Origin of the sequence: Geothermobacter ehrlichii (genome assembly GCF_008124615.1) — a bacterium.
Classification (GTDB): Bacteria; Desulfobacterota; Desulfuromonadia; order Desulfuromonadales; family Geothermobacteraceae; genus Geothermobacter; species Geothermobacter ehrlichii.
Genome location: NZ_VNIB01000015.1, coordinates 1 through 20074, shown reverse-complemented (window position 1 = coordinate 20074; position 20074 = coordinate 1). Strand labels below are relative to the sequence as shown.

21 protein-coding genes are annotated in these 20074 nt (G+C 57.8%); 2 read left to right on the top strand and 19 right to left on the bottom strand.

What is annotated here, in order from left to right:
- The 7 genes from EDC39_RS13330 to EDC39_RS13300 all read right to left on the bottom strand — a co-directional run bounded on the left by EDC39_RS13330 (position 1) and on the right by EDC39_RS13300 (position 4460).
- The gene (locus EDC39_RS13330; protein ID WP_246140259.1) at positions 1 to 609 is read right to left on the bottom strand and encodes an RNA methyltransferase; all 609 of its coding nucleotides are present in this window, start codon (positions 607 to 609) and stop codon (positions 1 to 3) included.
- A complete protein-coding gene (gene trmD, locus EDC39_RS13325; protein WP_148896889.1) occupies positions 599 to 1327 on the bottom strand; it encodes a tRNA (guanosine(37)-N1)-methyltransferase TrmD in 729 nt (242 codons plus the stop codon). Before trmD ends, EDC39_RS13330 begins: the two co-directional genes overlap by 11 nt.
- A complete protein-coding gene (gene rimM / locus EDC39_RS13320) occupies positions 1327 to 1851 on the bottom strand; it encodes a ribosome maturation factor RimM (protein ID WP_148896888.1) in 525 nt (174 codons plus the stop codon). Before rimM ends, trmD begins: the two co-directional genes overlap by 1 nt.
- On the bottom strand, positions 1851 to 2084 hold the full coding sequence (locus EDC39_RS13315) for a KH domain-containing protein (protein ID WP_148896887.1): 234 nt from the start codon (positions 2082 to 2084) through the stop codon (positions 1851 to 1853). The genes rimM and EDC39_RS13315 overlap by 1 nt, the downstream gene beginning before the upstream one ends.
- A 310-nt stretch (positions 2085 to 2394) precedes the next feature.
- A complete protein-coding gene (gene rpsP / locus EDC39_RS13310; RefSeq protein ID WP_148896886.1) occupies positions 2395 to 2667 on the bottom strand; it encodes a 30S ribosomal protein S16 in 273 nt (90 codons plus the stop codon).
- Between the two features lie 103 nt (positions 2668 to 2770).
- Entirely contained in the window at positions 2771 to 4114 is a 1344-nt protein-coding gene (gene ffh / locus EDC39_RS13305; RefSeq protein WP_148896885.1) for a signal recognition particle protein, read from the bottom strand.
- An 82-nt stretch (positions 4115 to 4196) separates the two neighbouring features.
- Entirely contained in the window at positions 4197 to 4460 is a 264-nt protein-coding gene (locus EDC39_RS13300) for a DUF3343 domain-containing protein (RefSeq protein WP_148896884.1), read from the bottom strand.
- Positions 4461 to 4599: 139 nt separating this feature from the next.
- Between EDC39_RS13300 and EDC39_RS13295 the strand changes: the two genes are divergently transcribed.
- Both EDC39_RS13295 and EDC39_RS13290 read left to right on the top strand, forming a co-directional pair.
- Positions 4600 to 4854, top strand: a complete 255-nt coding sequence (locus tag EDC39_RS13295; RefSeq protein ID WP_148896883.1) for a hypothetical protein — start codon at positions 4600 to 4602, stop codon at positions 4852 to 4854.
- Complete coding sequence (locus tag EDC39_RS13290) at positions 4851 to 5354, top strand: DUF721 domain-containing protein (protein ID WP_148896882.1); 504 nt, start codon at positions 4851 to 4853, stop codon at positions 5352 to 5354. Before EDC39_RS13295 ends, EDC39_RS13290 begins: the two co-directional genes overlap by 4 nt.
- Here the strand turns inward: EDC39_RS13290 and EDC39_RS13285 are convergent.
- The 12 genes from EDC39_RS13285 to EDC39_RS13230 form a co-directional block, all read right to left on the bottom strand.
- On the bottom strand, positions 5342 to 6109 hold the full coding sequence (locus tag EDC39_RS13285; protein WP_148896881.1) for a tRNA1(Val) (adenine(37)-N6)-methyltransferase: 768 nt from the start codon (positions 6107 to 6109) through the stop codon (positions 5342 to 5344). The two genes, EDC39_RS13290 and EDC39_RS13285, sit on opposite strands and share 13 nt — an antisense overlap.
- Positions 6110 to 7552, bottom strand: a complete 1443-nt coding sequence (locus EDC39_RS13280) for a tetratricopeptide repeat protein (protein ID WP_148896880.1) — start codon at positions 7550 to 7552, stop codon at positions 6110 to 6112.
- Positions 7553 to 7655: 103 nt separating this feature from the next.
- Positions 7656 to 9158, bottom strand: a complete 1503-nt coding sequence (locus EDC39_RS13275) for a tetratricopeptide repeat protein (RefSeq protein WP_148896879.1) — start codon at positions 9156 to 9158, stop codon at positions 7656 to 7658.
- Entirely contained in the window at positions 9155 to 10879 is a 1725-nt protein-coding gene (locus tag EDC39_RS13270; RefSeq protein ID WP_148896878.1) for a tetratricopeptide repeat protein, read from the bottom strand. The genes EDC39_RS13275 and EDC39_RS13270 overlap by 4 nt, the downstream gene beginning before the upstream one ends.
- Before the next feature lie 16 nt (positions 10880 to 10895).
- Complete coding sequence (locus tag EDC39_RS13265; protein ID WP_148896877.1) at positions 10896 to 12086, bottom strand: glycosyltransferase family 4 protein; 1191 nt, start codon at positions 12084 to 12086, stop codon at positions 10896 to 10898.
- The gene (locus tag EDC39_RS13260) at positions 12083 to 13159 is read right to left on the bottom strand and encodes a glycosyltransferase (protein WP_148896876.1); all 1077 of its coding nucleotides are present in this window, start codon (positions 13157 to 13159) and stop codon (positions 12083 to 12085) included. The genes EDC39_RS13265 and EDC39_RS13260 overlap by 4 nt, the downstream gene beginning before the upstream one ends.
- Positions 13156 to 13956, bottom strand: coding sequence for a glycosyltransferase family 2 protein (locus tag EDC39_RS13255; protein WP_148896875.1), 801 nt, complete (start codon positions 13954 to 13956; stop codon positions 13156 to 13158). The genes EDC39_RS13260 and EDC39_RS13255 overlap by 4 nt, the downstream gene beginning before the upstream one ends.
- Positions 13957 to 14093: 137 nt before the next feature.
- Entirely contained in the window at positions 14094 to 14831 is a 738-nt protein-coding gene (locus tag EDC39_RS13250; protein ID WP_187426805.1) for a class I SAM-dependent methyltransferase, read from the bottom strand.
- Positions 14832 to 15022: 191 nt separating this feature from the next.
- Positions 15023 to 15832 carry a sulfotransferase domain-containing protein gene (locus EDC39_RS13245; protein WP_187426804.1) on the bottom strand — a complete coding sequence of 270 codons (810 nt, stop codon included), beginning with the start codon at positions 15830 to 15832 and terminating at the stop codon, positions 15023 to 15025.
- Between the two features lie 90 nt (positions 15833 to 15922).
- A complete protein-coding gene (locus EDC39_RS13240; RefSeq protein WP_148896872.1) occupies positions 15923 to 17233 on the bottom strand; it encodes a lipopolysaccharide biosynthesis protein in 1311 nt (436 codons plus the stop codon).
- On the bottom strand, positions 17230 to 18441 hold the full coding sequence (locus EDC39_RS13235; protein ID WP_246140258.1) for a glycosyltransferase family 4 protein: 1212 nt from the start codon (positions 18439 to 18441) through the stop codon (positions 17230 to 17232). Before EDC39_RS13235 ends, EDC39_RS13240 begins: the two co-directional genes overlap by 4 nt.
- The coding region (locus EDC39_RS13230) for a hypothetical protein (RefSeq protein WP_222862886.1) at positions 18431 to 20074 on the bottom strand (1644 nt) is incomplete at its 5' end. The genes EDC39_RS13230 and EDC39_RS13235, both read right to left, overlap by 11 nt.

Sequence of the window (20074 nt, the reverse complement as noted above, 5' to 3'; positions counted from 1 at the left end):
TCAAGCTGACGCTTTGTCGTTTCTTTGTATGTCCTGACTGTCGTTTCTGCATCCGGCCACCAGCCGGTCAAGCAGGATGGCCGAAGCGGCCCGCACCGACAGGTGGTTGTAATCTGTTGTTCCCTCGATCGGCTCCACGACCGGCCAGCCCCGCTCGAACAGCTCGGGAGCGAGCCCCGAGCCGGTGCCGAAAAGGAGCATGTGCGGCCGCCGTTGCAGCTCGCGCCGCAGATCCCGCAGCGGGCGTCCGTCGCGCCGGCCGGCGCCGGTCAGCAGCGGCGTCACCGCCCGCCCCGTCCGCCCGGCGTAGTCGCCCAAGGCCTCATCCAGCGTCGCGACCGGTTCGACCAGTTCGAGCGCCCGCCGCCGATCCGGATTGTACCGGGCGCCGAAGCCCCGACACCAGTGGTCGAGCAGTTCGTTCACCAGCCGGCGCTGCTCGGCGACCGGCGTCACCACGTAGAAGCGTTCGACGCCGTAGGTCAGGGCACTGCGCGCCAGGTCATGCACGTCGAGGTTGGTGACCGCCGTGGTCACCGTCTCGCCCGCCCGGTTGAGCACCGGGTAGTGGAGCAGAGCGATGGCCAGGCGCATCGCTTCAGTCCCCACTCTGCAGTTCCTTCAGCAGCGCCCGGTCTTCGTCGCTCAGCCCGGCGCTTTCGAGCAAATCGGGGCGGCGCTGCAGGGTGCGCCGCAACTGCTCGCGCCGCCGCCAACGGGCGATGGCGCCATGATCGCCGGAAAGCAGCACCTCGGGCACCTTCTGGCCGCGGAACTCGGCCGGCCGCGTGTACTGCGGATATTCCAGCAGCCCGTCGGAAAACGAGTCGGCTTCGGCGCTGCGGACCGAGCCGAGCACGCCGGGAACCAGCCGGGCGACGGCATCGATGATCACCATCGCCGGCAGCTCGCCGCCGGTGAGCACGAAATCCCCGAGGGATATCTCGTCATCGACCAGCGAGCGGATCCGCTCGTCGATCCCTTCATAGCGGCCACAGACAAAAATCAGGCCCTTTTCCCGCGCCAGCTCCTCGACCAGCTTCTGGGTCAGGGGACGCCCCTGCGGCGTCATCAGCAACACCTTCGAACCGGGTCGCCGCGACCGCAGATCGTCCAGCGCGCGGGCGACCGGCTCGACCTTCATCACCATGCCGTCCCCACCGCCGTAGGGGGCATCGTCGGTGACCAGGTGACGCCCCTCCGCCCAGTCGCGGAGAAAGTGGGCATGGACCTCGATCAGACCCTTTTCGATCGCCTTGCCGAGAATGCTGACCGCGAAGGGCGAACGGCACATCTCGGGAAAGAGGGTCAGGATATCAAATATCATCACGCATCCGGATAGAGTCCGGGCGGCACGTCGACCCGCAGCACCCGGGCCTCGGCGTCCAGCCCCTCGACGAACTGGGGAATGGCCGGAATCAGCACCTCCCCGTAGGGACCGTCGACCACGTAGATGCCGTGCGCGGCGGTGCGAAACATGTCGACCAGGCGCCCGATCGGCCCCCTTTCCCGGTCGACGACCTCGAAGCCTGCGATTTCGAACCAGAAGATCTCTTCTTCGGTCCGCTCCAGTTCATCCGGATCGACCAGCACCTGGCAACCGACCAGATGTTCGACCCGGCTGATATGTCCGTATCCCCTGAAACGAAAGAGCAGATTGCCCCGGCTGGCGCCGGTGCGAACCGGAACCAGACGCAACAACTCCCCATCCTCCTGTCTCAGGTAGAGGCAGGTAGCGGCGAGCAGCGCGCTCTGATTTTCCGGATGGGACCTGACCTTCAGGTCCCCCTGCAGTCCATGGGTGCCAACCACCTTGCCCACCAGGGCCAGATGCTGACTCTCCGTCGCCATCACTCCATGATCTGCAGCGAGGCCCGCTTGTTTTCCCGGGTGGCCTTGGCATTGAGCAGGGTCCGCATGGCCTTGGCCGTCCGTCCCTGCTTGCCGATGATCCGACCCATGTCGTCCTGGGCGGCGGCCAGCTTGATGAGGATGGTGCCGTCCTCACCTTCCTCTTCGGAAATGGTGATGGCCTCGGGGTTTTCCACCAGGGACTTGGCGATGAACTCGATCAGCTCTTTCATGGGGGTCCGTCCTTTGGTGTCTGGGTTGGCCCGGCCTCCAACCTGAATCGGTGAGGTCATGCCGGGCGGAAGAGTACTGGCCGGTCAACTCGCGTCTTCCGCCGGCAATGGCTCACTGTTTCAGGTCAACCCTCGGAATCACAACCTGGATCCGTGAGTTCATGCTTGCTGGATGGAGAGTGCAAGTACTTGGCTTGAAAGAGCTTGTCGAAAATCTCAGGTGCACCCATAGGTTCACCGGTGATTTTTGACACGCTCAGACAGGTCAATGACTTGTGCTATCCGCCAGTGAGAGCTCCCGGATTCAGGTTCAAGCCCCTTGTTGCTGCTCCTTGAACTTGGCCCAGATGCCGCTGCCGCGCAGCAGACTGCGCACGGTATCGGTCGGCTGGGCCCCTTTGCGCAGCCATTCCAGGGTCAGGTCTTCCTTCAGATTGACCATGGGTGGATCGACTTTCGGGTCATACTGGCCCAGCTTGGCGATGAAACGACCGTCACGCGGGAAACGCTCATCGGCAACGACGACCTGGTAGAACGGCTTCTTCTTGGCGCCGCCGCGGGCCAGCCTGATTTTTACTGCCATGTTGCTATCCTCCTGGATATCCTTCTTGTTGATTATCTTAGCACCTGCTGTCGATTTGTCTCTTCTTTGTCCCGAACATTCGCGCCGGCGTTTTCGCCATTCGTCAGAAAGGCATGCCGCGCATCATTCCCTTGAGCCCTTTGGGGCCGAGCTTCTGCATCTTCTTCATCATCTTCTGCGCCTCGGTGAAGCGCTTGATGAGCTGATTGACATCCTGCACCGTGGTACCGCTGCCACGGGCGATGCGCAGCCGGCGCGACCCGTTGAGCAGACGGTGGTTCCGCCGCTCCTGCCGGGTCATCGAGTTGATGATCGCCTCGATCTTCTTCAGCTCCTTGTCCGGCAGCTGCATCCCCTGCATCTGCTTCATCGCCTTGCCGGCGCCGGGGATCAGCTTGAGCAGGCTCTCCAGCGACCCCATCTTCTTGATGGTCTGCAGCTGATCGCGAAAGGTTTCGAGCGTGAAGCCTTCCTTGCGCAGCTGCTCTTCCATCTTCGCGGCGTCTTCCGCCTCGACGGCGGCCTGCGCCTTCTCGATCAGGGTCAGGACATCGCCCATGCCGAGAATGCGCTGCGCCATCCGGTCGGGATGGAACCGCTCGAGGGCATCCATCTTCTCGCCGAGGCCGACCAGCTTGATCGGCTTGCCGGTCACCGCCCGGATCGAAAGCGCGGCGCCGCCGCGGGCGTCACCGTCGAGCTTGGTCAGGATCACCCCGGTGACGTCGAGCTGCTGGTTGAAGCTGTCGGCGACGGTCACCGCGTCCTGGCCGGTCATGGCATCGGCGACGAACAGAATCTCCCGCGGTTCGAGAGAGTCGCGGATGCGGACCAGCTCGCCCATCAGCTCTTCGTCGATGTGCAACCGGCCGGCAGTATCGAGGATCAGGGTGTCGAATCCGTTCAGGGCGGCGTATTCGCGCGCCTGCTCGCAGATACGCACCGGATCCTCGCCTGGCTGGCTGTCGAAGACTTCGATGCCGAGCTGACGGCCGACGGTCTTGAGCTGTTCGATGGCGGCCGGACGGTAGATATCGGCCGGCACCAGCAACGGATTGCGCTTCTGCCGCCGCAGATACAGCGCCAGCTTGCCGCAGGTGGTCGTCTTGCCGGCGCCCTGCAGGCCGCAGAGCATCACCGGCACCGGCGGCCGGGCCGCAAGGTCGAGGTCGTTCTCCTCCCCCTCCCCCATCAGCCGCGCCAGCTCCTCGCGGACGATCTTGATCACCTGCTGCGCCGGGGTCAGGCTCTTGAGCACATCCTGCCCGATGGCCCGCTCCCGCACCGCAGCGACAAAATCCTTCACCACGCGGAAGTTGACGTCCGCCTCGAGCAGCACCAGGCGGACCTCGCGCAGGGCCTCCTGGATATTCTCCTCGGTCAGCCGGCCGTGGCCGCGCAGCTTCTTGAAGACGGCCTCGAATTTTTCCGTCAGATTATCGAACATCGCCCTTTGGCCGCAAAATCAGCATTTTTACAAAGATTGAGATAATAGAGACGGAAGCCCCCACCTGTCAAGCAAAAAGGCTTCATTCCGGCAGTTCCAACGAAACGAAATCGTCGCCGCAACTGCGGTAGAGCTCCTGCGGTCTCAGGCCGGCTTCGACCAGCAGACGCCAGACGGCCTCGAAACCGTCGGCGGCGATCCGGATCGCCAGGCCACAGTCGGAGCTGAGCTTTCGCGGCACCGGAATCAACAGGATGTCCGCCCTTTGCGCCTTGAGTATCTTTTCCGCCTTCATCACCCGGTGAATCGAGTGAAAGATGGCGACCAGATCGCCGTCTTCAACCATCAGACCCCTCTCAACCGTCGCTACTTCGCCCGCCGGCGGCCGGCATCATGGCACGAAGCGTCCCCTCGACGCAACCCCGGCATTGACCGGCAGCCGAATAGGCGATAAAATCACTCAGATTTTACCCCGGGAGCGTTCCATGTCGCAACAGGCCGCACTGCACCTGACCAGCCTTCTCGTCGTTTCCTTCGGCGCCAACCTGCCCCTCGGCTACCTGCGGGAAGGGGCCAGAAAGTTTTCCCTGAGCTGGTTTGTCTACATTCACATTTCGATTCCCTTCATCATCCTGCTGCGGCTGCACTACGGCTTCGGCTGGAGCATCGTGCCGCTGACCCTGGCCTGCGCCGTCCTCGGGCAGATCCTCGGCGGGCGGATGCGCAAGAGGGCGCGATGAAAACTCCGAAGCGCCCCCCGATGAAACGGGCGCTCCGCGCCGGATCGATCGCCGCCGAGCTGCTGAGCAGCCGCGGCTACGATCTGAAGCTAAGGCAGTATCGCGCCTGGCAGGTGTGGGAAAGGGTCGTCGGCCCGCAGATCGCCCGGCACGCCAGGCCGCTGCGCATCCGCGACAGCGTGCTCGAGGTGCGGGTCGACCAGCCGGTCTGGATGCAGCAGCTGCGGATGATGGCGCCGCAGATCCTTCAGCGCCTCAACCAGGCACTGGGCGAGAAACTGATCACCGACATCTACTGGCGTCGGGGCAAAGTCGAGCCGGCCCGGAACGCCGACGACGAGCATCGTCCCCTGCGCTGCCCGCTGACCGAAGAAGAGCTGGAACGGATCAGGGCGTCCCTGCCGGCCATGGCCGATCCCGAACTGGCCGACGCCGTGCTGCGCGCCAGAATCCGCCAGGCCGAATACGCCAAGGCCCGCCGGCAGGCTCAGGCGCCGTAACAGGCGAGAACCTCGGCGCTGTACCCCTCCCCCTCGTAGACCACCAGCGGCGGCTCGATGGTCAGGCCCGGCCTTCCCGCCCGTCGCCCCTCAACCAGCACCAGCCGCGCCGGTTCCTTCCGCCGGGAATGCACCAGCCGCAGCCGTTTCGGTTCGATGGAGGCCTGCCGCAACAGCGTCAGCAGGTCAGTCAGCCGCTCGGTCAGATGCACCAGACAGAAGCGCCCGCCGTTTTTCAGCAGAAAAGCCGCCGCCCGCACGAAATCGTCCAGACCACCCGCCAGCTCATGCCGGGCCGCCGCCCGCTCGTCGTCGGGGGCGATCCGCCCCGACCGCGGTGGGCGGAACGGCGGATTGGACAGAACCAGATCGACGCTCTGCACCGGCAGCAGTTCCGGTACGTCCTGCACCCGTCCAGCCAGAATCTCGATCCTGTCATCGAGCCCGTTCAGCCGGACACTGCGGCGGGCCCGCTCGACCATCGCCGGCTGCTGTTCGATGCCGACAATGCGGGCGGCCGCCGATTGCCGGGCCGCCAGCAGCGGAATCACCCCGTTGCCGCAGCCGAGATCGACCAGCCGCCGGCCGGCCATCTCCGCCAGCGGCGCAAACCCGCAGAGAAGAAAGGGATCGAGCGAAAATCGGTAGCCGGCCTTCGCCTGAATCAGCGACAGGCCGGTATGGCCCAGCTCGTCGAGCGTTTCGTCGGGATGCAGCAGATCGCTATGACTGTTTTGCCGGCAACTCATTTTCATTCACAGACGAATTCCGTAAGTTCTCCGCAGCCGCTGCCGCAATGCCTCTCGTTCCCGCACCAGCCCCGGAGCGCGTCCCTCCACGAACTTGCGGTAATAGACGAGCGCCTGCCCCAAATTTCCCTGTTTTTCATAGGCCAGCCCCAAGTTGTAATAGGGATTCGCATTGTAGGGGTTGAGGCTGATGGCCTTGGCAAAGTAGCTCGCGGCCGTATCCGGATGCCCTTGGTTCAGCACCACCAATCCAAGGTTGTTCCAGGCACTGCTCGATTCCGGCGACACCTCGACGGCATGTTTCCAGAGCCGTTCCGGCGACAACCAGATCCGGTTCTGCTGAAAACTCAATCCGGCAAGAGCCACCAACCACAGCAGGAAGAGGGGCGCAAGCACCCTCTCCCACTTTCTGCAGCGATCGTAGACGCCACCCAGCAGCATGGCCAGACCAACCAGGGGGATATAGAGATATCGATCGGCAGCAAAATAGGAAATCGGCCAGAGACCCGAAACAGGCAGCCAGAAGGCCAGCACCCACAGCAGCGAAAAAAAGGCCGGATGGCGCTTCCGCCATAGCACCAGCAACAGAATGCCGACCCCAATCCAGCCCAGCCCGGTCAGAAAAATCCGGGGCTCCAGAATCCCGGCCGGTGGCGGATAGATGTAGTCGGGAGCAAGATTCAACGGCCAGACGAGATGCCATGCGAGAAAACCGCTCGATTTCAGCACCATCAGCAGCTGATCGAGCTCGTCTGTCGGCTCGAAATACTGGTAAACGTAGAACCAACGTCTGGCATCGGCAAGAAACTGCTCGCGCCCTCCCCCGAACAGATACCATGCCATGACCGCAACCAGGCCAGCTCCCAGAGCGGAAGCAAAAAGCCTGCGATGTCGCAGCAAGAAATACCGATCCTGATCACACCAGAGATACTCGATGACCGGCCAGAGCAGGAGCAGGCCGATCGCCGTCTGTTTCGCCCCACAAGCCAGCAGACCGGCACCAAAGGCGAGCGCCAGCCACAAAAAACGCTGCCTCTCCTTTCCCTTCTGAAAATTCAGCAAAGCGATAACCGACACAAGGATGCCCGCCAAAGCCAGGCTGTCCTTGCGATTGGCAAGATTGGCAACGACTTCCACCTGTACCGGATGCAGCAGAAAAAACAGGCTGGCCAACAACGCCGCACGACCGCCAAGCCCCAACTTCTTTCCCAGAACCCAGACCAGAACCCCATTGAACACATGCCAGAAAAGCTGCTGCACATGCCACCAGGTCGGATCCATGCCCCACAGGGCACGGTCAAGCATCAGGCTCAATTCCCTGACCGGCCTGCCCGGACGAGCGTTTTTCAGAAAACTCTGCCACGACTGGATGTCGGGGTTCTGCAGGATGACCGGCCCGTCATCAAGCGCCCACGGGTGATGAAAGCTCTGCCAGTAGACAATCAGCACACAGACAACGGCCGTTACCAAAACCAGCAGGAGTTCCCCGTGACAACCGGCATTGTGCAGAATTCTTCGGCTCGTACCTCGCACCTGAATGCTTCCCTATCGCTCAGAGAACAATGCCATAGACATACCGCAGCCGCTGCCGCAGCGCCTGCAGCTGCTTGCGATAGACCGGATGATCGATACGGGCAAAGTCGCGGTAGTGCTCCAGGGCCTGGCGCAAGTCACCACGCGCCTCGGCCAGCATTCCCAGATTGTAATGCGCAGTCGGGTTGAGCGGATTGACCGCCACCGAGCGGCGGTAAAACTCTTCAGCCTTTTTTCGGTCTCCCCTCTGCAGGGCCAGATTGCCCATGTTGTTCAGGGCGAAGGCCGAATCCGGACTGACTTCGATCACCCGCTGCCAGAGAGTCTGCGGCGAGCGCCAGACCGCGCACTGCCGCCAGCTCAGCCCGGCGAGGACCGCCAGCACCAGCAGGGACACCGCCACCACCGCCCGCCTCGACAGGGAAAGCCTCTGCAGCACGAAGGCGACCAGAAGAGACCAGAAGGCCAGAGGAGCATAGAAATAGCGGTCGGCCGCCAGGTAGGTCATGGGGATCAGGTTGGCGGTCGGCAGGAAGAAGAACCATCCCGCCAGCAGCAGCCAGCAACCGACTGGCCGACGCCGCCATCCCGTCCACAGCCACCAGCCGGCGGCCAGCAGAACGGCCCCTCCCGCCAGCACCCAGGGGTCGGCAAGCCGTTTCGCTACCGGGAAAGTGTACTCCACCGCCAGCTTCACCGGCCAGAGCAGCTTGAGGCCCATGAACATCCAGGATTTCAGAATGGTCAGGTAATAGATGCCGACGGTAAAAGGTCCGAAATAGTTGGCCTTGAAGGCAAGCGTATCCCGCATCGACGCCAGAAGGGATATCCCCTTGCCGGAACCCGCCAGCCACCAGACTCCGCCCAGCACCGCCACTGAACCGATGGCAAGACTCCAGGCAGGGCGCGACCAGAGCAGCCGACGCGGTCCCGCAATCCCCAGCATCTCGCTCAGCAGCCACAGCACTGGAACGACAACGGCCGTCTGCTTGCCGAGCAGGGCCAGGCCGAAACAGGTCACCGCCCCGACAAGCCAGCCCCAGCCATCTTTCGCGCGCTCCAGAAAGCGGAAATAGGCCAGAATGGCCAACAGGCCGAAGGCCAGCGCCAGGCTGTCCTTGCGATGCGACAGGTTGGCCACCACCTCGACCTGAATCGGATGCAGCAGAAAAAGGAACGCCGCCAGACCGGCAGCCCAGTGGACGATTCGCAGATGCCGACCAAGCAGATAGACCAGCCCTCCACAGAGAGCGTGCCAGAAAATCTGCTGTACATGCCAGCCGGCAGGAGCATAGCCGAACAGGCGGTAGTCGAGCAGATAGGTCAGTTCGCGCAGCGGCCTTCCCGGATGGCTGTCGTGCAGAAAGGCAGCCAGCGAACGCACATCCGGATTGTCGACGATCACCGGAAAATCGTCGTAGGTCCAGCCGTTGCCGAAGGTGTTGGCAAAGACGGTGAAAGCCACCACGAACAGCAGGGCCAGCCATATCCGGTCGACACGATCGAACCGGTTCTCCGTCATGGTCGTCCTCCCCCGAGAAGATCGACCATCATCCGCGCCTCCCGGTCCTGCGGCGCCGCCTGCAGGTAGCGCCGGTAGGCGACAAGGGCGGTTGCCTTGTCGCCCAGGGCGTAGCTCGCCCGGCCGATGGCCAGCCAGGCGCGAGGCCGGGGATAGCCCTCCTGCTGCAGCCGGCGGGCCTCGGCCAGCATGGTGCGGTATGCCTCGCGGGAAGGCAGGCCGAACCGCCTGCGCACCTTTTCGCTCGCCGGGACGTCACGAACGAAAATCACCGCCACCTCGTCGCGATAGACCAGGGTCCAGCCGGGCTGACGCACCAGGTTGCTGATCAGGTTCTGCGGCCCGCCGCTGTCGTAAAAGCAGGTGCGGGTGATGATGGTGTTGACGCCGTAGCGGTCGAGATCCCGCCGCCAGCCCGGCAGCCCGTTTTCGATCCGGGTCGAGCTGTCGAAAAATTCGCGGCTGTCGGAGCGGCCGTCGACAAAGACCAGGTAATCGGGAAACAGCCGCCACATCAGGTAACCGCCCCAGTCGTAGGCATTGTAGATGTTGCCGGGCAACTTCTTTTCCAGCAGAAAATCGGCGGCAGCGACCGGGTAGTTTCCGGCCTTCAGCCCCAGGCCGAGCCTGCCCTTAAGCGCCGCCATGGCCGGCAGGCCGACCAGCAGCACCAGCGACAGGACCAGCAGCGTCCTGCGTATCGCGGGCGATTCCAGCCGGTCGGCAAACCACGTCCGCACCACCTGCCAGAGCGCCGGCGGCAGGAAAAACCCGGCCAGCAGGGCTACCAGGGTGGTATGCCGGATCTGGCTGAACCCCATGTAGGCAAAGCCGAGAAAGAACACCAGTTCGGCGACATCGCACTGCCGACGCGGCAACCGCAGCAGTATCAGCAGCGCCCACAGGACCATCACCAGGTAGAAGAGCGGCACCTGCGCGAAAGTCGGCGGCAGCCATTCCATGTTGCCGAAAAGCGTGGACGCCGCCTCGCCGGTGAGGACCCTGGTCTGGTCGAGATGGGCCGCCAGCTGCCCCAGCGGGATGCGCCAGCTGTAGGGATTGACAAAGGAGATGCCGAAAACCGCCAGCGCGACACTGACAAAAACGCCGAACTGCCGCCAGTTCGTCTCCCGCCGCAGGCAGCGCCACAGCTCCCCCACTCCGAAGGCGGCCAGCAGGGCGAACCCGAAAATACAGGCGGCGTGCAGGTTGGCCCAGAGCAGCATCAGCGGCACCAGCCAGATCCAGGCGCGCCAGCCCAGCTTGCGCCCGGCGTAGAGCAGACCGAGATAGAGAACGGAAAAGAGAAAGGTCCAGAGCTGGGGGCGCACCAGCCAGGAATCGGCGGAAGCAACCAGGCACAAGAGCAGCACCGGAACCGTCACCTCGGCAGGCACCTGCCGGCGCAGTGCCTGCCCCAGCAGCAGAACGCCGCAGGCGGCGATCATGCCCGCCTTGAACAAGACCAGCAGCGCATAGCCGCCCAGTCCGTGGAGCAGATAAAGCACCAGGTCGTGCAGCCAGCAGTGCTCGAGCCGGAAGACATCCGCCGCCAGGCTGAAGGTATCGCGGTAGAGAAACTGGCCGGTCTGGAAAATGTACTTCCCCGACTGGAGCTGCCAGAAGGTATCGAACGACTCGAGGGGGCGGAGGGCGAGAAGGAAAAAAGCGAGCCAGCATCCCCCAAGCAGGGAAATCTTATGTCGAAGGTGGGAATCCATGAATGAATCGGAACGCTCAGCCCAGGCACCGGCGGTAGAAGCGGTCGAGCTCCCCGGCCGCACCCCGCCAACTGAAGTTTTCCAGAAGATGGTGTCGTGCGGCCCTTCCCATTCGCCTGCGCTTTGCGGGATGCGCCAGCAAATCGAGAACTCCATCCACCATGTCCTGCACATCTCCCGGCGAACAGGTGATCCCCAGCCTGTCGGAAGGAAGGTATTCCGCAACCTGACCGACCCTGTCGGCCACGACAGGGCATCCGGCACGAATGATCTCGGTCAACTTGGCCGGGCATTTCGAGCGATTGTACAGGGTGTCATCCAATGGATAGAGGGCGACATCCGCGGCCGCAAGATAGTCCGGAATCTCTTCCGGCTGAACCCAGCCAGCCATCACCAGCCGGTCGGCAAATCCGCATCTTTCAGCGACATCCTGCAGACGGTCTTCCTCCCGATTGCGACCCTTGCCGACAACCAGAAAAGAAATATCCTTTCGCTGCGCCGCCAGTTGCGTCAGAACCCGGTGAAGCCGTTCCTGCTCGAACTCGAAAAACCGCGTGTACAGCAGCACGACCGGCCCCTCCGCAGGAATCCCGTGTTTGTCACGCACCCTGGCGCCGTCCCCCCCTTTTTTGTCGTCGACACCATTGGGAAGATAGAGCACCCGCTCAGCAGGAAGCCCCATGCCCCAGACCTGTGTCTGCAAGGTGCGGCTGGCAACGGTCACACCCCGGGCCAACCGGGGCAACCAGCGCTCCTGGATGGCGAAAACCGCTTTTTCCGGCCGGGAATAATCGTGCAGACTGTTCATGCCGCCCCGGCCTTCCCAATCGTCAGTATCGACAAACAAAGGGACATTTCTTTCCCGAAACAGCCCGCCCCAGAGGTGAAAAAACGCCGCCATACCACCATACCCCTTGGGCTTGAAAAGATGCACGAGATCCGGCCGTTCACTGCGAGCCAGCCTGATCATTCGATATCCGTAAACCAGGGGAGCGGCCAGCTTGCCGCCACCACCAAGAGAGATGTTCCGGATGGTGACACCGTCGACGACTTCCGTCCGACCGGAATCCTCCGGATTGGTGTAAGGGGGAGCGACAATAGTGACCCTATGCCCCAGGGCCTGCAACTGCACAGCCAGAGGGAGCATTCGGGCGATGAGCGTTCCTTTGGGGCGAATGCCGAAAGGGGCGAGGAAGACGATGTTCATGGAGAGACCATATCCTCATAAAGCTTTCGATATTCAGGAATCCGCGACTCGATATCAAAACACTCCCTCACCATTCGATACCCCTGAGCACCCATGCGATTCCGCAACCCAGCGTCTGACAACAACTCCTCTAGCCGCCTAGCCATCTGTTCCACATCCCCAGGTGAAACCAGATACCCCGTTACATCATTTTTAACAACCTCCCGCATTCCCTCCAAGTCATGAGCGATGACAGGGACACCGCAGGACTGGGCTTCAACCAATGCCATTCCGAATGACTCAGTCGAGGATGGATGCACGACAACTGCAGCATTTGAAAAAACAGAAAAAACGTCAGAGGTTGGTCCCGGCATGAAAACTCGATCGGCAATCCCATGTTTTGCTGCATATCGTTTGAGGTACCTGGTGTAACCATGGGCAGAAAGCCCCGTGGTGCCATAGAGCCACAACTGTGCCCTGGGGTCACGCAATCGGCTAAAAGCTTTCAAAAGAAGATGTTGTCCTTTGTTACGGTTAAGACTGGCGACCATGACAACCGGCAACACATCGTTATCGGAATGTACAGTAGGTGATTGCCTCCCGAATGCCATGGCATTGACAATGGTTTTTTTCTTCCGGACCGGAATGCCATCAAAATGAGCAGCGCAGGTTTCAGAGCAGAAGACCACGCAATCGGCGGACGCCATCGCCAAGCGAAGCAGGTACGAAACACGACGAGGCAACTCGTGGAGATGAAAAACGGCCTTCAAGCCAAGTAAACGAGCGACCAATACTGAGCAAGCAAGCTTGACACTGTGGATGTGGACAACATCAAATTCTTTCCCCTTCAGCAACAAAAACACATTCATCAGAAAACGTTTGAAACGCCATAGAAAGGGCGTTCTTGAGCCAAGAGTTAGAGTCGGGATCCCAGCATTCTTCAGCTCACTGGCATAGATACCATTATAGGCAAACAGAACTGTTGGTTTCACTCCAACCATGGTCGCACGCTTAATAAAGGCGGAAGCTACAGCGGGAACACCACTACGACGCGAATCATGAAGGAGATATAAAACTTTTATAGCAGTCTTCATGCAATGATATTTTTCAAATAACTACGAAAAATTTTTAAATAATTACTCAAACCAAACAGCGCAATTAAATAATCTTTTATGAATCGACAAGAATCTGAAATATAATAAGTCTGACCATATATTTTTCTATACTTCCTCCGTATTTTAAAATCTTCTGAAATGGCTTCAAGAATGTCACTGGTAGAGAGTGACTGACTATGAACTCTAAAGGTAGCCAAGACCTTGTTTATAGCAGAAACAGGATACTTGGCAGCAATCCTTAGCCATAAATCATAATCCATGGCATAACGGCATTTATCAGAAAAATATCCAACTTCAGCGAATACATCACGCTTAATAAACGTGGCCGGGTGCGATATTATGTTTCTACAAAGGAGACTATCAAGTGAATAATCATTTCTAAGGGTACCATCATAAAGAACTTTACCATTTTCATCTACATAGCGAAGGCACCCAGTTAGCCATTTTGCCTCTGGATTCCTCTGAAAAAAACCGGAAACCACACCAAGAGTCCCCGGCAGATAGGTATCGTCAGAGTGAAGGTGAGATACAACCTCGCCCGTCGCGAGACTTATCCCCTTGTTCATAGCATCTGAAATGCCTCTGTCAGGCTCAGATATCCATTTTATACGATGATCTAATCGAGCATAATTTCTTACTATGTCCAAGGTTCTATCAGAAGACAAACCATCTACAATTATATATTCAAAACAAGGGTAATCTTGTGACAAAACGCTCTTGATCGTCTGCTCAATAAATTTTTCACTATTGTATGTTATGGTAATTATTGAAATCATAGATATATCAGCCACTAATATAAAGTGACATCACACATATTTCACAATCATGTCTACCCAAAAAAAATACAACTACAAAATGCCTTCCCAGATGAGCATAATAAACCTACCCTAGCGGCATAGAGTCTATTTACACATTACAGCTTGCGCAAAATAACAAGAAAATGATCCTTTGACCACGACACCCAGGGCAGAGGGTGCTCAGCGAGCGCAGGGAACCTCCGCACATCCTTAGCACCTAGACCCATATTCCTGAGTCGCCGAATCAGGCTAGGGAACAGCCAATAAACAACGTTTGCCACAGTATATTTAATACCCCTGGCAATAGAGACATCATCATGAGCAAAAAAAGCCATATGCTCAATCTGCACACCCAAATCATCGGACAGTTGCATCACCCATCTTGGACTAAGAAATGAAATATGCTCTGCAATATTACAATACCAATAACGACTACCCATAAGACGAAACGTAAAACTATCAATGTTTCCTGTCGAAACTAGCAACACCCCGCCACAGGTCAAACTTGCAAGACACTTCCTTAAGAACTTACCAGGGAATTCGACATGCTCAAAAACATCAATAGCGGTAATACAGTCGAATTGACCCACCAATTCAGAAAACTCCTCGCCAACGATCTCAACCCCCTTCTCCTCCGCACGTCGTCGCGCGCGAGGATGAATCTCTATACCGTAACAGCGATAGTCCCCCACAAACGGCTCCAAAAAACCGCCATCAAAACACCCGACGTCCAAAACACGTGCCCCAACAGGCAACACTCGCTTCAGACAATGACGAGCCTCACGCCAGTCACGACGACGGTCGCCCCCCACAGACCAAACCTCACTCCCCCCCTGGCTATAAAGCTGGTCCATACGATCCTTTGAAAGTCGGGGCCAACGAAACCCCAAATGGCAACGGGAGCAACGACAGAGAGCCCCTCCCGGTAGCGGTCTAGACAGGGTCTTACCTGCAAAAACTATCGAAGCCGGAATAGGCCCAATAATATCCGAGGCCCCACCGCAATCCGGACAACAAAGCACCTCCTTGTCAAGCGCCATTTACATTATCCCTCCCCCACATCATACCCCAGCTCAACGAGAAGTTCGCGCCAACTGTTTTCAATCTTAGCAACCGATACATCTGATAGCACATTCTTCCATCCACCGACTGACCCCTGTCGAACAAAGGGGATATCACTTCGAGCTTTTTTCATGGGTTTCCAATTTTGTCCATCTTTTTTCTCGAGATCCTTCATATGATTGATTGACGAATTATTTACTGCTGAAATTATGTCTTTTTCATTTCTCGCTAAGCCAAAAAACTGTACAATTTTTTTTGTCACAAGAACCGGATCACTACTGAGATCTTCATAACGAACCAACATAAAATTCGACGAATATTTTCTCGCTCCAAGCCAACTTCCAACGTTATCGCCCCAAGATCCAAACGGATCTAAATCACCAGAAACAAATCTATCTACAAATTCATCCATCGGAAAACCATCTTTGATTTCCCTAATCTTGACCTTATAATACCAATAAGAAACAACAACATCTCTTGGGTCCCTCACTATGTAAAGAACCCTTTTATATCTTGGATCAAAATACTCATGACTTTTAATAAATCTTGGTCGTGACACACACCTAATAAAAAAATCACTATGCTGATATATATCAGGAACAAGCCGCTCAATTGATCCAAAATTAACTTGTCGATCTTTATAAACAACATTTGCAACAAGGAAACGAACCCATGTATTTCCTGACTTTGGATATGACACTATGAAAATGTCGTCATCAAAAACGGTAACACTTCGACCAGCATTTTCTTCAACAAATAAAGTGCGAATAGCTTTTTTTAATCTATTGACCACATTCTTGCTCCGAATAAAGTATTAACAAACAATATGCATTTATTTTCAAGCAATAGAAAATTTAGCAATTTATCCAAACATAGATCAACATTATCTCAATACAAAGCTCATATTTGTTCGAATCCCAACTCTCCTGTACGTCATTCCAAGCATTGCTAAATTCTGCAGAATCATCCCGCCCATTGCACTTCCAGCTACCCCAAGTCCTCCCCAGGGTTGAACAGTAATCAACGCCATTATTGTCGTAACAAAACCTGTCAACAACGTGATCACCAGTATCTCTATCTGATGTCCCGTCATCATCAGTGTAAGACCACATGACCCCGCCCAAACATTCACCATCTGCCCAACACTTAAAAAAAGCAAAATGCCCGTAGCTTGTGAAAAACTTGGTCCATAGACCATTGAAAGCACATCACCTCCCCAAAATATAAATATTACCAGCACAATCAATGACGGTACGCCGGCAAAGGTCGCCGTTGTTCTGAGTATGTGTTCTAGTTCAGCTGTTTTCCGTTGTGTGTACATCTGTGCGATGATCGGCGGCACGACGCCATTGACAATAAGTAAAGGCATCGACACCAAAGACATAAGTCGTGTCGCTGCCCCATAAACCGCGACCTCATCAGCTCCGCGCACCGCACCGAGAATCCAGATGTCCACCTGCGTGAGCACAAAAAGCATAAGACTCGTGCCGAGCAACGGCCAAGCCACATGCCAAACCTCACCTGCACTGGGCTTCTGTGTGGCCAATCGCAATGGTAGCCTCCGCAGAATAAGGATCCCGGCCATTAGAGCACTGACCCCGGATGCGACCACGCACAAGCTGACGACAGTATGCAGACTCACCCGGCAACCCGAAAACCAGAGCAACAAAAGAGCACCAACAACCAGTACACTGGTGATCAACCCGCCAAACACTGTCGCAAAACGGATGTCGTGTAGTCCACGAAAGCTTTCAGCAAAGAGCTGTTGCAAGGCCAGGGTCACAATCCATAATGAAGCAATGCCAGTCGTTGCCGCCATAGGGGGTGAGGAAAAAACGACCTTAGCAACCCACTGCCCCCCCAAAAACGCGAAAAGTGATGCCACCACGATGGCACCACACACGCAGAAGCAAATCGCTAGCCCCAACACTCGTGCAGCTCGATCAAAAGCACGCACAGCTAAAGCTTCGGATATAAACCGCACTACCGTTTGGTTCAGTCCAAGCTGCGCCAGCATGACTGCCACATTGACAGCGCTCAAAAGAAGAAAATACGCTCCAAATTCCTCGATCGGCAACAACCGTGCGAGCAAGGCATGCGTCACCAGCCCCAGACAGACAGTCGCAACCTTCCCACCGAAGACCCAGGCTCCCCCTTCCAAAAGCTTTTGTTTAATATCTTTCGCTATAATCATGTCATCTCATCGTATGCGTGCATATCTTCGTAGCCTTCCACCAGCCTGCGAACCCTCGCTTCCCATGAATGATGCCTCTCAACATACTCACGCACCTGCCGCGAAAGCACCATTCTGTCTTCCGGATTGTCGACCACCTCGACAATCCTGGCGGCAAATGCATCCGCGTCACCATAGGCGGCATAGACACCCGTCTCTCCCAGCAGTTCCCGGTTGACGGGGGTATCGAACACAACGCACGGCAGGCCGCAGGCCATGTAATTGAGCAACTTGCCGTTCGCCTCGGTCCTGGACAGCTTGGGCGACAGTGCGAGATCGCCCAGACAGAGGTAGCTGCACGCCTTGGCATAGTCGATCCGACCGGTAAAAGTCACCTGTCCCTCCAGGCCGAGAGCTTTCGCCTTTTCGCGATATTTCTCCTCGGGGAAGCCCATGATCAAGGCATGAAGATCTCTGCGTTCCCGAAACAGGCGCGCCAATACCTCCAACATCAGGTCAGTACCCTGAGGTTCGCTCAAAGCTCCAAGATAGACCAGAACTTTCCGATCTTCCGGTATGCCAAGTTCATGCAACAGGGCCGGATCTTTGCCCACAGGTCGAAATGCCGCCAGGTCGACCGCATCGGGCAAGGCGAAAATCCTCTCCCCCAACTCCGGCCAGACTTCCAGCATATCCGCCATGGTTCGGGTCGAACTGGTTGCAATCTGGTCGACATGTCTGTTGATCCAGGTTTCAACCCAATTGAACAGTTTGTGCAGAAACGACCCCTGCCTCACAAAGCGATGTTCGAGGATCTCGCCAGTCAAGCTGCCCTGGCAGTCAAAAAGCACTGGCAGCCGCATGAGGCGCCCGAGCAATACGCCGAGCAGGGCACCTTCGTGCAGATGGGCATGGATGATATCCGGTCGCCAGGTTCGGGCAACCCGGACAGCCTTCAGAAACAACAGAACGTCGAGGTAGGGCTTGTGCCAGGACGGTCCGGCACTGGTCTTGGTGTACCAGGGGATGTTGGGGATGCGCCAGACGGAGCCGGCACCTGCATCCCGCCCCAGGTGGTAGGTGACGATTCCGACCTCATGGCCGCACCGCCTCAGCGCCTCTGCTTCCTCATGAATGCGCACATGACAGCCGCGGTCGGAAAAAAACGGCGTCGGCGCCAGCATGAGGATCCTGAACGGACGACTCGGTCCCTGCGGCTCAGTGGCCATCCCTGTTCCCCTTGCCTCTGATCAGCGGATACAGCATGCGATAATAGTTTTCGGCAACCGGATCGCCCTGTGGCGAACGGCTCAGGTACTCTTCCAGGTGGTTCAGGGCTTCGGCATAACGCCGCTGCCGAAGATCCAGTCGGGCCATTTCCCACCATGCCTTGTACCGCCAGCGGTTTTCCGCCACCGACAGTCGGGCCTCGCTGTAAAGCGTCTGCCAGATGCGTGCCTTGTCCAGACGATACTTTTGCAACCAGTCGTCGGCAACGGCCTTTTTTCTCACGAAAACCAGCGACCAGTTGTCGGCGTAGACCAGGGCCCACTGATCGCTTTGTTCCAGTCGATCGAGCAGCGGATAACGCTGTCCGGTATCCATGGTCAGACAACGGGTGACGACGACATTGACCCGGTGCCGGTCGAGAATGGCCTGCCAGTCCTCCTTGCCCGCCATCACCCGCCATCCCTGACGAAACATAGCGGCGTCATCCTGCCGACCGTCCCAGAACACCTTGTAGCGTGGATAGAGCTTCCAGGCAAGATAACCTCCCCAGTCATAGGTATTGTAGAGATTGCCCGGAAGCCGTTGCTGTCGGATGAACTCTGTTGCCCGCACCGGATAGTGCCACTCGCGCAGCCCGAGATCGAAAAAACCGGCGGTCGTCACGATCGGCCGGGCAAGCCAGATCATCGCCGTTGCTGCCAGAACGGCGATGACTGCCACACCGAAATGCCGCCCTTTCTCTCCGACCATCCTGACCACCGGCATCACGGCCGTATCCAGATACGCCGGCAAAAAAGCCACCAGAGCGAAAAAGAGGAAACTGGTATGGCGACTCAGCTTGAGCCCCATCAGTGACAGGCCGGCAAGCAGGCAGAAATCGGTCAGATTGAACCGCCGCCAACCGAGAAGCATCCAGCTCGCACCAAGCCCCAGCGCATAGTAGAACCACCGATCCTGCCGAAAGGTCGTCGGCCGCCAGTCCATGTTGAACAGGGCGGTAAATGCCCCTACTGCCTTGCCGCTTTCGCTCTGCGCGGCGCCCAAATTCGGCGAAGCAACCAGGGTCCTGAAAAACTGTTCCGGATAGGGGGTCAGAAATGCCGCCAGCACCAACCCGGCAAGCACAACCCACAGCAGCAGGTATTCCTTTCGTCCAAGCCGGCTCCAGCGGTTGACCAGGGCCCCTGGCTCGCCGACCAGATAGGCCGCCAGAAGGGCAAACGACAGAATGAAACCGGCATGCAGGTTGGCCCACAGAACGGCCAGAGGAGGCAGCCACAGAAGCCGCAAACTACCGGCCTTGCGGTGATATTCCAGCAAACAGACAAAGATCGAAAAGCCGAGGAATGTCCAGAGCTGGGGCCTGGCCAGCCAACCCGCGCTGGTCAGCAAAAACAGCGGCAGACAACAGAGAATGGCCGGCCAGGAACTGCCACGCAAGCGTGCCGTCCAGACCAGGATTCCGGCGGTTGCAGATAACAGCAGTCCCTTGAACAGGCTGATGCCGCCATATCCTGCCCCTTTCCAGACCAGAAAGAAAGGTTCATCGTAGATTTCCGGGGAACGCGGCGCGGATTTTAAGGAAGAAGTAAGCCTCGTCTCGGAAACCATAAGCCATTCGCTTGATGACCT

Coding starts and splice junctions, on each gene's coding strand:
- trmD (WP_148896889.1), bottom strand. CDS start 1,327: ATGATATTTGATATCCTGACCCTCTTTCCCGAGATGTGCCGTTCGCCC.
- rimM (WP_148896888.1), bottom strand. CDS start 1,851: ATGGCGACGGAGAGTCAGCATCTGGCCCTGGTGGGCAAGGTGGTTGGC.
- EDC39_RS13315 (WP_148896887.1), bottom strand. CDS start 2,084: ATGAAAGAGCTGATCGAGTTCATCGCCAAGTCCCTGGTGGAAAACCCC.
- rpsP (WP_148896886.1), bottom strand. CDS start 2,667: ATGGCAGTAAAAATCAGGCTGGCCCGCGGCGGCGCCAAGAAGAAGCCG.
- ffh (WP_148896885.1), bottom strand. CDS start 4,114: ATGTTCGATAATCTGACGGAAAAATTCGAGGCCGTCTTCAAGAAGCTG.
- EDC39_RS13300 (WP_148896884.1), bottom strand. CDS start 4,460: ATGGTTGAAGACGGCGATCTGGTCGCCATCTTTCACTCGATTCACCGG.
- EDC39_RS13295 (WP_148896883.1), top strand. CDS start 4,600: ATGTCGCAACAGGCCGCACTGCACCTGACCAGCCTTCTCGTCGTTTCC.
- EDC39_RS13290 (WP_148896882.1), top strand. CDS start 4,851: ATGAAAACTCCGAAGCGCCCCCCGATGAAACGGGCGCTCCGCGCCGGA.
- EDC39_RS13285 (WP_148896881.1), bottom strand. CDS start 6,109: ATGAAAATGAGTTGCCGGCAAAACAGTCATAGCGATCTGCTGCATCCC.
- EDC39_RS13275 (WP_148896879.1), bottom strand. CDS start 9,158: ATGACGGAGAACCGGTTCGATCGTGTCGACCGGATATGGCTGGCCCTG.
- EDC39_RS13270 (WP_148896878.1), bottom strand. CDS start 10,879: ATGGATTCCCACCTTCGACATAAGATTTCCCTGCTTGGGGGATGCTGG.
- EDC39_RS13265 (WP_148896877.1), bottom strand. CDS start 12,086: ATGAACATCGTCTTCCTCGCCCCTTTCGGCATTCGCCCCAAAGGAACG.
- EDC39_RS13260 (WP_148896876.1), bottom strand. CDS start 13,159: ATGAAGACTGCTATAAAAGTTTTATATCTCCTTCATGATTCGCGTCGT.
- EDC39_RS13255 (WP_148896875.1), bottom strand. CDS start 13,956: ATGATTTCAATAATTACCATAACATACAATAGTGAAAAATTTATTGAG.
- EDC39_RS13250 (WP_187426805.1), bottom strand. CDS start 14,831: ATGGACCAGCTTTATAGCCAGGGGGGGAGTGAGGTTTGGTCTGTGGGG.
- EDC39_RS13240 (WP_148896872.1), bottom strand. CDS start 17,233: ATGATTATAGCGAAAGATATTAAACAAAAGCTTTTGGAAGGGGGAGCC.
- EDC39_RS13235 (WP_246140258.1), bottom strand. CDS start 18,441: ATGGCCACTGAGCCGCAGGGACCGAGTCGTCCGTTCAGGATCCTCATG.